Below are 12,747 nucleotides of genomic sequence, written 5' to 3'. Positions count from 1 at the left end.
TCTAGCCTTCCACGTAAGAGGCCAATTTCTCCACCAGTCCACCCCAGCCTTGATCCATGCGGGGACGTACAATCCCATGAGCCTCTCCAAACTCGGTTATCTGATCAGCACTCCACCCGCCATGGATTAGAGTGAATTCCGTCTGCACGCCTACTTCTACAAGCTCAAAAGACAACGTCCAATCCTTCCCCCATGTAAAAGAAAGTCGATGCGGAGGGCTAATTTCCATCACCTTGCAGGGCGAATTGCCGAATGGCCCCGCATTCAGAACAAACTCGAACCCTTCCTTCGGTTCAAAATTGTTGGGCATAAACCAAGCTGCGATTCCTTCCGAGGTAGCCACCGCCTCCCATACCTTTCCAATTGGTGCATTCAATAAGAGCGTACGCCGAATATCAGGAAGCGAGCCGCCGTTGTCGTGGTTTGCTGGACTCATTTTCAAAATCTCTCCTTATATAGTAGATCTGTTTCGGAAGAATATGAAACCATTTAGTTTCGCATTTCATAGTATGACACCAAAAGGTTTCATGTCAAGATGCAGATTTTTCTTCTTTAGCATGCTCCGAAAGTAATCGTATAATGAAGGCGATACCGTGAGGAACCTTAAAATGCCGCATCCCCTTTATAATTAAGCGGATGCGGCATTCGAATACAAGCAGATACCTGTATCACCTATAGCAGCTATATACTGTTTTCTACATTCAAAATGCCTTCTTGCATCCTACTAATTTACTTTAGCTTGATTTCCAGCAGTCTTGCTGTCTCCGTTTTCGGCAGAGCAACCTTCAGTACGCCCTCTGCCTCGCTCCAGCTCCAGCTGCAATCAAATCCTTGCGGATAGGCGCAGCGAACATCAAGCGACCGGCCCTGGAGCTGGGAAAGGGGCAGGCCGACCTCGGCCGACTCTCCGCGAATGCGCCAGACCGCCAGGTAGACATTGTCTTCGTGGCGCAGGCCCAGACAGATCCAATCGTCCTGCTGCGTCGGTAGACCGAGCGGCCAGAATGGCAGCGCCTGCGGAATATGATGGCGAATCGATTTGTAATAATCGAGCGCTTCTTTGACCAGCTCGCGGCGACGCGGGCTCAGCTCAGCCAGATGACCGCTCTGATGCACCCGCAGCAGCAAGGCGTTCACCATGTTGAATACGACCTCTTCATCGTCGCCTTCACGCAGCGGATACGACCAGATCGCGGATTGCTCCGGCGTAAGCGCAGAAGGTGAAGCCGCGGCGATTGCGGCGTAGTTCACGTAATTTTCCTGATCGCTTGTCGATTGAATGCTATGACGACTAAGCATCGCGTAATCCATCCGCATTCCGCCGCTGGAGCAATTCTCGATGACCAGATCCGGATACCGCGCAAAAATACGATCCAGCCAGCTCAAATAAGCGCGATTATGCTGCAGCAGTCCATCTCCCACACTATCGGCATCCTTCTCCGTCCCGATCCCGGCATTGATGTTGTAGTCCATCTTGATGTATCCTACGCCGTAATCCTCTACGAGCCGCCGAATCACCTCGTCGGCGTGAGCAATGACATCCGGATTCCGATAATCCAGCTGGTACCGGCTGCGATCCTTCACTCGTTGCCCGTGACGCTGGAAGAACCAGCTGTCGTCCGCATCCTTTAGCTTTGGACTGTTAATGCCCATCACTTCAAGCTCCAGCCATAACCCGGGAACCATTCCTTTGCTGCGAATGTAATCCAGCACATACTTGATGCCTTCAGGGAACCGCTCCTTCGACGGAAGCCACTCGCCAACGCCGTCCCACCATTCACCGGAGGCATACCACCCGGCATCGATACAAAAATATTCGCAGCCTACATCGGCTGCCGCATCGATCAGCGGGAGCAGCTTCTCCGTCGTAGGGTCACCCCATAGACAATTCATATAATCATTGAAGATGACCAGGAGCTTGCGATTATCCTCGTTCGGTCTCCGAATCAGACGTCGGTAACGCGTCAATTGCCCAACCGCCTCATCGATAGAGCCTTGTACAGCGCCAACCGCAGCAGGCACTGAAACAAATTCTTCTCCCGGCTGAAGCGAAATCCACCAATGGTTGTCATGCTCTGTCGGCCCACTGATCAGCAGCGTCAGAAGATCGGACTGGTCAATGATTTCCCAATGCCATGAGCCATTATGCTCGATTTGCCAGAACAAGCTCGTCCCAGTCTCTTGATTTTCCAGAATAGCCATAGGGACATGCTCCGCTGCTGACCAGGAGCCTGTATTGCTGCAGGATATCCGCTTGGAGCCCCTGTCAATCAAATGAGACATGCCAAGCTCGGGCAGCAGGTACGTTCGCCACTGCAGCTCGCTTTGCCAGCCGTGGTGCGGAATCGACAGCTTCATTTTGCTGTCCCGATCCTCTATGCCTTCCTTATCAAGTCCGGTTAGGGCGAAGCTGGATACATATTCCACCGCTACCGGCTGCGAGCCTTTATTGATCAGCTCTACCCAGCAGCGGACAATAGCAGTGCGGTCGTAGAACTGAAAATGCTGTACAGCCTGTAGGGAGGTAGCGGGATCGTTCAGAACAATCTCTAGCTTCCGGCCATGATCGTTGCGAGTGTCCTGATGCGTCTCATATTGCAGGCGCAAGCCCGGATAGGTAGCCCGGTGCGTTCTGCCGTGGTACTCCTCCCGATCCTCTCCCGTCAGCTGAAGCTCAAGCAAACGAAAGCCTTTTTTATACGTATCTGATAATCCGCTTATTCTACCCTTTACATCCTGCCAAGGCGTCTGCCCAAAATGCAGCAATAAAATATCCCGTTTGTCCGTTACCTCGAATACGAGATTTAACCCGTTCTCCTCAATTATGATCATCTGACTCACCATTGCAGCACTTCCTTTCAGTTTGTAGCCCGTCCGTTAATCCTCAACGTTCGCTCATTCCATTTATGGTTCATCTTACATTTATAAGCACTTATATATAACTTAACTCAGCACCGGGGAGTGCTGAGTTAAGGAAGGGTATTTCAGGATTCGTTAAGTTATTCTGCGGATCCAAGTTGAATCCAAGCTTTTTGAATTTCGTTGATTGTTTGCTCTTTCGATTGGCTTCCACCAATGTAAGCTTGCATCAACTCACCAAATTTTTGGTGGAATGTATCCAATGAGTAGTTAATGGCCAAGTCGCCGGATGGCTGCACTTGAAGAATTTCTTCCATTTGTTTCGGCATATCCAGATCTGGCAGCGGAGCATCCTTGATTGGAGGAATAACCTTCGCTACGCCAGAGAACCAGTTCTTACCATAATCCGAAGTATACAGCCAGTTAAAGAACTCAATGGTTTCTTTAGCTACTTTAGAGTCTTTGTTAATACGCAGAGCTTGGTCGGCTCCAGTAATAATCAGAGCTTGCTCCGCTTTGTCGCTTACGGGGTAGCCCGCGATTCCGATGTTGATGTCCGGGTTGATTTTCTTGATGGCTTCCTCGTCCCAAGCGCCTTTACCTGTCATAAATGCAGCTTTGCCGGAAGCAAAATCACTGACCTGTGCGTTACTGTCACGCTCTAGTGGCTTGTCTGTTCCGTGTTTGATCGTCAGATCCACAAAATTAAAGAAGTTGTCGGCGAGAACCGGATGCTGCTCGAAAGTCGCATTCCCATCGATAAAGCTCTCAACCAAATCCTTCGCGCTCATGTTGGCATCCTGGGCTGCCGCATCCACGAAATGCTGGAATACGTGCTTCCATACCCACCATTCTTTATAAGCATTGGCAAAAGGAGTGATGCCTTTCGCTTCGAGCTTGGCGATAGCGTCTTCCAGCTCAGCTATGGTAGCAGGCACTTGCGTGATCCCGGCTTCCTCAAGCAAATCCTTGTTGTAAATCATCATGAACAGGTTACCTTTAATCGGAAGTCCAAGAACCTTACCTTCCGAAGAAGACATATTCGAGCGAACAGCATCCGTCATCGCTGCAGCGAGCGGCTCACCCGTCAAATCAGCACTGTACTCCGCAAAGGTATCGATATCTCCACCTGCAGTCGTCTGGAATACGTCAGGCGTGCTGCCAGCCGCGATTCTGGATTTAAGCACCGTATTATAGTCGGCCTGCATAATTTCCAGGTTGATCGTTACGTTCGGTTTAACTTTTTTGTACTCTTCAATATAAGCATTAAATGCATCTGTGTATTCTGGAGAAGCCGTAAACATGTTAATCGTTACCGGTTTGGAGGAATCAGCGTTACCACCTTCGCCTGCCGTACCGTTTGCCCCATTGTTGGCTGCATTATTGCCGCCGCATGCCGACAGAAGTCCCATTAACAGCACTAGACTGAAGGACATGGCCAGAAATTTCTTCTTCATAAGTTTTTGCCCCCACTTTCTTTGGTTAGTATGTCTATGAGACTATTCTAAAGAAATGGACTCTTGATAAAAATGTAGATAAGTGGCACATTGAGGGTAAAAAAGTGTAGTTCTCCCTCTGTTCACTTTTTATCCTCCCTTGGCTGGGCGCGGTATTCCGATGGCGATAAACCATAGTAGTTGCGGAACGCTTTACTGAAGTAGTTCTTGTCCTTATATCCCAGCATCTCCGAGATATCCTGGATTTTCAAAGAGGAATCGTCAAGCAAAATGCAGGCCTTATCCATTCTCACCTTCTGCATGTACTCATGAATCCCGAATCCAAACTGCTGCTTAAACAGCTTCATCAAGTACTCCCGGCTCAGGAAATATTTTTCGGTAAACATGGAAATTTTGATGTCCTCAAAATAATGCTGGTCGATATAATCCTTGATATCTTCGACGTTAAACGGGCGGTTAACGACCATCGATTGGCGAATCTGCTCACTATAATATTCTAGGATGCGATGGAGCAGCTGCTCGTATTCATCCGTTGTGCTAAAATCTCTGGATAATTCCACCCCAACCAGCGAGCTATGCGAGCCGGAGGCGGGCAGCTTGTCCGGGGCTACGCCCAAATCCAGCGCCATATCGTTGAACAAGACAATAATATCCCGAATCATCCGCTCTGCTTCTCCGATCGTGAAGCTGTCCGCCTCTTTTATTTTTTGCGTAAATTCCCCAAAAGCGATCCTCGCATGATTCGTATTTCCGGATTCCAAGGCACTGCGAAGAATCGGCATTCGGCTCGTAAAGGAAAGAACCTCCGGTGTGCTCACTCTTCCTTTAACGCCAAATACAGTGGCCCCATTCATCCTGTGCAAATCGATGGCAAAAATCGACGCCCGCGCTTCCTCGTAGGAATCGGCTAACTGCGAAACCTCCTCATACACTTGCCCGATCCCCGCCGCCGATACAATGCCAAATAGATCGCTTAACGTATACCCGACCTTTTTCAACAAATAATCCGCCCGGAAGGCGTGATCCTCCGGATAGCCGCCCTGCATCGTAAAGATCGCGATAATTTCCCCATCCTGCTTCGGATTAGGAAAGCTGAAGCAAGTGACGTCTTCCATAGCCACTTCGTTAATGACATTCGCCACGGCAAAATATAACAGCTCTGTGTCCCGGTTAAAGCGATGATCCCGGACATGCTGCAGATTCATAATTTTCAATACGAGCGCACCAAAGCGATTATCCTCTTTATCCGCGCCAATGAGCGGCAAAAACGCCTGATTGCTTTGTTTTTTGAAGCCGCGCTCAATGATGGATAGGTAAATTTTCTCCTTCAATTTAGGAAGAGACATGTTGAACGCAATATTCTTTGTAATCAGCTCGCTATGGGTCTGCCGCTTGGCTTCGAGCAAATCGACAGCCTTCCGCAGGGCTTGATTCAGATCCTGCCGATTGATCGGCTTCAGCAAGTAGTCCACTACCTTCGAGTGGATCGCCTGCCTTGTAAACTCAAAATCGTTATAACCGCTGATCACGATCGTGAGCAGCTCGGGATAGTCAGTTTCGACAATCCGCAGAAACTCTACCCCGTTCATTTCCGGCATTTTCATATCCACCATCACGAGATCCGGCCGGTGCTTCTTTAGCATGTCCAGTCCAGTCACGCCGTTCGTGGCCTCCAATACTTCTTCGACCTGCAGTCCGTCCCAGTCGCCCAAAATTTTAATGGCTTCGCGCAGCGGCTCTTCGTCGTCTATAATCAGTACTTTATACATGTCCTGCGCCTCCCCGTGGTATCATCATCGTCATTTCCGTTCCCGATACATCGCTTTGAATCGCTAGTCCCGACTGATCTCCATACAGCAGCTTCAGGCGGGTATTCAAATTTTTCAATCCAATATTCTCCCCTTCTTGCTCCTCCCAATCCACTTCAAAGGTATGCAATATCTGCTCCAGCCTGGCCGGGGCAATGCCTGGCCCGTTGTCATAGACCGATATGATAGCATGGCTCTCGCTCACCATGGCCCGAACGACAATATTAATCGGTGTGGATACTTTCTCCACCGCATGCTTGATCGAATTTTCCACCAAGGACTGGATGGACAGCTTCGGAATTTGCAGCTCCATCAGCGACTCGTCCCAATCGATTTCTACCTGGAGCCGGCTGCCGAATCTTGCGCTTTGCAGCGCTAAGTAACGCTCAATATGCTTCAGCTCTTCCCTAGCGTATACGATATCTTTGCCGCTGATGCAGTACCGCAGCGTGAGGGCTAGGGCATCCACCATATCGGCCACATCATCGTTTCCGCTCTTCAAAGCTTTTGTCGATATAGCCTGCAGCGCATTATAAAGAAAATGGGGATTGATCTCCGCTTCCAGCGCCTTGAGAATCGCATTTTTCTCCACCAGCTTCATACGGTAGCGTTCATTGATCAAGTCATTTGTCCGCCGCACCATCTGGTTGAAGTGCCTTGTCAAGTAGGCAATTTCATCCCTGCCCTGCACGGGAGCTTCCTCATCGAACGTTCCTTCACTGAACCGCCGCATATGGCGAGAGAGCCGATTTAGCGGCCTCGTAATGGCATTGGAGGTTAAGGTTACGAGAAATACTGATATTACCAGAAAAATAAGTCCGATCAAATAACTCAAATTTCTCGCCTTCGTTGCCGCTTCATATATGCTGCTGTAAGGAATCGGTTTAACCAGCTTCCAGCCGTCCTCCTGTCCGACATCGTAAACGACAAGGTAACGCTTGTCCTCATTTGACCACGTGACAGGGCTCCCCGTATCATCGCTGCTGCTCTGAAGCCAATCGGCAGAGCTGATCGCCTCATAAACTTTTGGGTCATCCAAATGGAAGGGAACATTATTCGGATCCAGGAACAGCAAGTGCTCCCCTTCTTCGAACGGAATATCGCTCATAATGCTGTCCTTCACCGTCGGCTTCAAGTAAAACGATAGGACGGCCTTCGGCTCTCGCGAAGCAATCGAGCGCAGCACGCGGTGGTAGCCCATGAATTCCGGCTCGGTAATCATGGGATAGCCGCTAACCGCATCCGGCATAACAAAAGACTGAAATGACCGGTTCTGCGGGCTGTTCATAGCCTCCTGATACCACGGCTGCTCATCAATTCCACCCTGGTAGCCGACTCTGATGCTAATATTGTAAGCCTCCTTGGAAATCGAATAATATTTCTGCTGATCGATCAAATACAAATAAATGCTCTCCAGGTCTTTGCGGCTGTAGAACATATCCCTTAAATAATCTTCAAGATACATTCGGGCTGCATAATCATTCCCTTCTTGCATGACCGCCCGAATAATCTCGTCATATTTGTTATGCGGGAGCGAGAATTGCTCAATTCCGTCCAAATAATCCTCCAGTTTCTGGTTCACAAGCATCAAGTTGTTCGTCGTGCTGGCAATGCTATTATTGACCGACTCCTTCTGGAGCATCTGATAAGATATCACCGTAAGCGAGCCCACGATAAGTATAATTATTGACGTAAAAAGCAAATTAAGCTTATTGACCAGTCTGCGAGACATCCGTTCAATAAGCAATTTCATAGCAGCTGTTAATCTTTTCATCATGCTGTGCTATCCCCCCCACAGTGCTACAGTTTACCTTTTTACCCTTAACTGTTTTCTTATGTCCATTTAGCCGGGTTTGCGGCTGAATTATAATTATTATAGCCGAAAACGACAGAGTGTATAGAAAGGGCTGCTCTCTTGTCTGTAGAAAAAACGTTGCGAAAAAGAGGTGCGATATGTTCAAACTCGGGAGAAAATGGGCTGAAAGATTGGAATTCGGCGCTTTTACGTTGCCCGTTCTAATCAGCATTGTAGCCGTATTCTATTATCCATTTATGATGACGATTCGCTATTCCTTAACCAAATGGAACGGTATATCTAAAAACCCCAAATTCGTAGGCCTGGATAACTTCAAGCAAATATTCAGCGGGGATGCCAACTTCATGAATGCAAGCTGGTTCACAATCAAATATGCGATTTTGTATATCCTGCTGGTGAATGTGCTGGCGATTCTGCTGGCTCTTGTCCTGGACATGAAGCTGAAATCCACGACCTGGCTAAGAGCCGCCTTTTTCATTCCTTATATTCTTAGCTTGGTTATCGTCGGTTTCATCTGGAAATTTATCTTCATGCAGGGCTTTGAATCGCTCGGAGCGAGCACGGGCTGGGGGATATTCAAGCTTAGCTGGCTGGGCGAACCGAATCTTGCGTTTATTTCCGTGCTGCTCGTCTCCATTTGGCAGTCGGTCGGTTTCTATCTCGTTATTTACATCGCCGGCTTGCAATCGGTGCCGGACGATATGAAAGAAGCAGCTAAAGTGGATGGCGCTGGCCCTGTACGCCGGTTCTTCAGCATTACGCTGCCTTTGCTGGCCCCGTCCATCACCATCTCTGTCTTTATGGCGCTGACGAACTCCATCAAAGTATTCGATGTCATCCTGTCCCTCACGGGCGGCGGACCTGGCGGTACAACCTATAGCGTCGCTTATGACATTTATCGCGATACGTTCCAGAACAATCTGTATGGATATGGTACAGCCAAGGCGCTCATTCTATTTGTCGCGGTGCTGATCATTACCGTGATCCAATTGACGATCTTCAAACGCAGGGAGGTTGAGGCATAATGACGAACAAAAAGGCAGGCCGTATCGTCTTTGAGGTATTCATGGTCATCCTCTCGCTGCTGTTCCTGTACCCATTGTTCTTGACCATTATCAACTCTTTGAAGAGCTTCTCCGAAGTTATGACGGACGTCATTGCTCTTCCGAAAAGCTTGGCCTTCGAGAACTACAGCTATGTATGGAAATACATTAACTATCCGAGATTGTTCTTGAACAATACCGTAATTACCGTGCTCGGGCTGGTCGGGATCATTCTGATCTCCTCCATCGCTGCATATAAGCTGGCTAGAACGAAATCCAAGATGAGTAACCTGATTTACTTCATTTGCATTATGCCGATGCTGATCCCGTTCCAATCGATCATGCTGTCTGTACTGCAAATGGCGAAGAATCTGAATCTTTCGGACAGCACTTGGGGCCTCGGCATCCTGTATTGGGGCTTTGGCGCACCGCTGGCCATGTTCATTTACCACGGCTTCGTGAAGGGGATTCCGAAGGAAATTGACGAGAGTGCGACGATTGACGGCGCTTCCGGTTTCCGCCTGTTCTTCCAGGTAATCTTCCCGCTGCTGAAATCGGTAACGACAACGATCATTATTATTGACGTTATGTGGATCTGGAACGACTTCCTGCTTCCACTTCTTATGGTCAACGGCTCTCCGACCACGAAGACATTAACGTTGGCAGCTTATACCTTCGTAGGACAATACACCTCGGATTGGCAATATGCCATGACGGCGATGGTTATGGCTGTCCTGCCATCCATCATCGTGTTCATGTTCCTGCAAAAGCATATTGTCAAGGGTGTTGTTGCCGGAGCGGTAAAAGGTTAAGCAGTAGAAGCATCTGTTTACAGCATATAAAAAACGCCGGGTTCTGCGGTTTAATTCCGCTACCCGGCGCTTTTCTCTTGCTGCTCCCAGCTATCTCTTCTTGTTGTTAATGATCCCCGCCTGGAAGTTGAGAAGGCTGATCATTTCCTCTGCATTCTGATGAATTCCATCACTTTGCATACTATTTGCCGGACGACTCATATGGTTAGCAGCAGGGGCCGATTCAGCATCCTCCTGAAGCTCACTAATTAATATTTGCGTACCGTCCGCTTTCACTAAATATTGCCTGATATAGCCGCCCTCCCGGCTGGTTACTAGCTTTCCGGAATGATCTTCCTTCTTCTGCTCTTCGTCTGACTCCGATTCCTCTAAGGAAAATTTATATTCTAAGGGAGCCTGACTCCGGCTGATATTCTGCGCCTGTGGAGAAGCAACGTTATAATTGTGCCCTATATTGTTCCCGAATGAGATACGCATATTTAACCTCATCTCTTTAATTAAATTTCACCAGAACGCTCCTAACCTGTATATCGGTAAGATTTTTGAGATACTTTAGCATAAGAACCCTGATGAAGTTCCTTAGCTCTATTCTTCTTAGCATCCTGCCATACCGCTTTCATGCAGGCATCCGGTTTGATACAATTCTAATGAGAGATGATAATGATGAAAAGAGGCTGATTCCCGTGAGAGACGAAATCATCAACAGATTTACCTCCTATGCCCGAATCGATACGCAGTCCAATGAAGATAACGAGATTTGCCCGTCTACTCCTGGACAACTCACTTTGGCGAGACAGCTGGTTCAAGAGCTGCAAGAGATCGGTATGGAGGACGCCAGTATGGACGACAACGGCTATGTCATGGCCACCCTCCCCGGCAACACGGTCAAAGACGTACCGGTTATCGGATTCCTTGCTCATCTGGATACGGCTACCGATTTCTCAGGCGCTAATGTACAGCCGCAAATCGTTGAGAATTACGATGGCGGAGACATTCCATTGGGGGAAGCCGGAAATATCGTGCTATCCCCCCGGGAATTTCCGGAGCTGCACAAATATATAGGACATACGTTGATTACGACAGATGGCACCACCCTGTTGGGCGCTGACGATAAAGCGGGGATTGCCGAAATTATGACCGCGATGGCCTATTTAATTAACCATCCCGAGATCAAGCATGGCACCATCCGGGTCGCCTTTACACCCGACGAGGAAATCGGGAGAGGGCCGGAGCGCTTCGATATAGCTGCTTTTGGCGCCGACTTTGCCTATACGGTGGATGGCGGGCCCTTGGGTGAGCTGGAATATGAAAGCTTCAATGCCGCTACAGCGAAAATTACGTGCAGAGGGGTAAATGTACACCCGGGAACAGCCAAGGGCAAAATGATCAACTCGGCGAAGATCGCCATGGAATTTAACGCCCGGCTTCCGGTCGGCGAAGCGCCCGAGCATACCGAGGGGTACGAGGGCTTCTATCACCTCTCCTCCATCAAGGGGGATGTGGAGCAAACCCGGCTGCAGTACCTCATTCGCGATTTTGACCGCCAGCAATTTGAGGCCCGAAAAGCTAGAATAGAGAGCATTGTCCATGACTTAAAGGCTCAATACGGTCAGGACAAACTTGTCCTCGATATCCGGGACGAATACTACAACATGCGTGAAAAAATCGAGCCGGTCATGGACATCGTGAACGTCGCCGCCGAGGTCATGAAAGGCCTTGGGATCGAGCCGATCATGACCCCGATCCGGGGCGGCACCGACGGCTCCCAGCTATCCTACATGGGACTGCCGACGCCTAACCTGTTTACCGGAGGCGAAAATTATCACGGCAGATTCGAATACATTTCGGTAGATAACATGATCAAGGCAACCGAGGTTATTATCGGTATTGCAAAGCGGTTTGAGGAGCAAGCGCAGTCGTAAGCGGACTGCGTCTTGTTCTTCTTTGTTTAGATAAAAAAATCTACCTCCCATGTTACTGAGGGCGGTAGATGTCTGAGCAGAAATCCGGTTATCGGCTTCCTTTAATATATGGTTCCCCTGCGGCCTTAGGCCCCTCTGCTTTGCCGACGAAGCCGGCCAGTACGATAATCGTGAGCACATATGGCAGCATTTGAATGAATGCAGTAGGAATATAAGCAGAGAACCCAAGCACTTGTGCCGAACTATTCAGTGCCTGCACACACCCGAAGAAGAGGGAAGCGCCCAGCACGCCGAAAGGATTCCATTTTCCGAAAATGACCGCAGCGAGAGCAATGTAACCCTGTCCCGAAATCGTGCTATAGGAGAAGTTACTGGTTGTCGTTAGGGTAATGATCGCTCCGCCTAAACCCGCTAGTGCCCCACTAATCAGCACGCCTGTGTAACGCATTCTTCCAACATGGATCCCCATTGTATCCGCTGCTGCCGGATGCTCGCCAACAGCACGCAGTCGCAAGCCAAATGAGGTCTTAAATAGAAGATACCCGCACAATATGACGACGAGTACCGACAGATAAGAGGTTGGGTACGTCTTGAAGAGCATCGGCCCGAGATAAGGAATTTCGCTTAACCAGAGAATATCCCATTTTGGGATTAGTGTCTTGAGCGTTGTTGTCTGTGCCGACCCGTTAAACAGCTGCTTCGTTAAATAGATGGACAAGCCCAGCGCCAGGAAATTAATCGCCATCCCATTAACGACCTGATGGGCACGAAAGGTTACGGATGCGACAGCATGCAGAATAGATAACAGGACACCTGCCAGTGCGCCTGCAGCCAGCCCGAGCAGCGGAGAATCCGTCCATAAGGTTACGACAGCGCTTGCAAAAGCTCCAATGATCATTAATCCTTCGAGGCCGATATTGACGACACCCGATTTTTCAGAGAAAACCCCGCCAAGCGCTGCGAAGATCAAAGGGGTTGCATATATAACGCCATTATGGATGATCGTTGTGAGAATGCTTAGTAATTCCAT

General features: G+C 49.0%; 10 protein-coding genes. 3 read left to right on the top strand and 7 right to left on the bottom strand.

The annotated features are described in order from the left end of the window. Position 1: 1 nt before the first annotated feature. From ACE3MQ_RS11265 to ACE3MQ_RS11245, 5 genes are all read right to left on the bottom strand, one after another. Positions 2-436, bottom strand: coding sequence for an SRPBCC family protein (locus ACE3MQ_RS11265; RefSeq protein WP_379392707.1), 435 nt, complete (start codon positions 434-436; stop codon positions 2-4). A 293-nt stretch (positions 437-729) separates the two neighbouring features. Further along, positions 730-2,844, bottom strand: a complete 2,115-nt coding sequence (locus ACE3MQ_RS11260; protein ID WP_379392706.1) for an alpha-galactosidase — start codon at positions 2,842-2,844, stop codon at positions 730-732. 155 nt (positions 2,845-2,999) lie between these two features. Further along, positions 3,000-4,316 (bottom strand): ABC transporter substrate-binding protein, encoded by a 1,317-nt coding sequence (locus ACE3MQ_RS11255; RefSeq protein WP_379392705.1) that lies wholly within the window; start codon positions 4,314-4,316, stop codon positions 3,000-3,002. A 122-nt stretch (positions 4,317-4,438) separates the two neighbouring features. Beyond that, positions 4,439-6,085, bottom strand: coding sequence for a response regulator transcription factor (locus ACE3MQ_RS11250; RefSeq protein ID WP_379392704.1), 1,647 nt, complete (start codon positions 6,083-6,085; stop codon positions 4,439-4,441). Beyond that, on the bottom strand, positions 6,078-7,901 hold the full coding sequence (locus tag ACE3MQ_RS11245) for a sensor histidine kinase (RefSeq protein WP_379392703.1): 1,824 nt from the start codon (positions 7,899-7,901) through the stop codon (positions 6,078-6,080). The genes ACE3MQ_RS11250 and ACE3MQ_RS11245 overlap by 8 nt, the downstream gene beginning before the upstream one ends. Before the next feature lie 176 nt (positions 7,902-8,077). Between ACE3MQ_RS11245 and ACE3MQ_RS11240 the strand changes: the two genes are divergently transcribed. Both ACE3MQ_RS11240 and ACE3MQ_RS11235 read left to right on the top strand, forming a co-directional pair. Then, positions 8,078-8,965, top strand: a complete 888-nt coding sequence (locus ACE3MQ_RS11240; RefSeq protein ID WP_379392702.1) for a carbohydrate ABC transporter permease — start codon at positions 8,078-8,080, stop codon at positions 8,963-8,965. Then, positions 8,965-9,795 (top strand): carbohydrate ABC transporter permease, encoded by an 831-nt coding sequence (locus tag ACE3MQ_RS11235; protein WP_379392701.1) that lies wholly within the window; start codon positions 8,965-8,967, stop codon positions 9,793-9,795. The genes ACE3MQ_RS11240 and ACE3MQ_RS11235 overlap by 1 nt, the downstream gene beginning before the upstream one ends. 90 nt (positions 9,796-9,885) lie before the next feature. On the opposite strand, the gene ACE3MQ_RS11230 is transcribed toward ACE3MQ_RS11235, so the two are convergent. Continuing rightward, the gene (locus tag ACE3MQ_RS11230; protein WP_379392700.1) at positions 9,886-10,272 is read right to left on the bottom strand and encodes a hypothetical protein; all 387 of its coding nucleotides are present in this window, start codon (positions 10,270-10,272) and stop codon (positions 9,886-9,888) included. A 206-nt stretch (positions 10,273-10,478) separates the two neighbouring features. Between ACE3MQ_RS11230 and pepT the strand changes: the two genes are divergently transcribed. Then, positions 10,479-11,717: a peptidase T gene (gene pepT / locus ACE3MQ_RS11225; protein WP_379392699.1), complete on the top strand. Its 1,239-nt coding sequence runs from the start codon at positions 10,479-10,481 to the stop codon at positions 11,715-11,717. 88 nt (positions 11,718-11,805) lie between these two features. Here the strand turns inward: pepT and ACE3MQ_RS11220 are convergent, their stop codons facing one another. Then, entirely contained in the window at positions 11,806-12,747 is a 942-nt protein-coding gene (locus ACE3MQ_RS11220) for an ABC transporter permease (RefSeq protein ID WP_379392698.1), read from the bottom strand.

The sequence above is a fragment of the Paenibacillus lentus genome, assembly GCF_042714055.1.
Classification (GTDB): Bacteria; Bacillota; Bacilli; order Paenibacillales; family Paenibacillaceae; genus Fontibacillus; species Fontibacillus lentus_A.
This window is presented reverse-complemented; position numbering and strand designations above follow the sequence as displayed.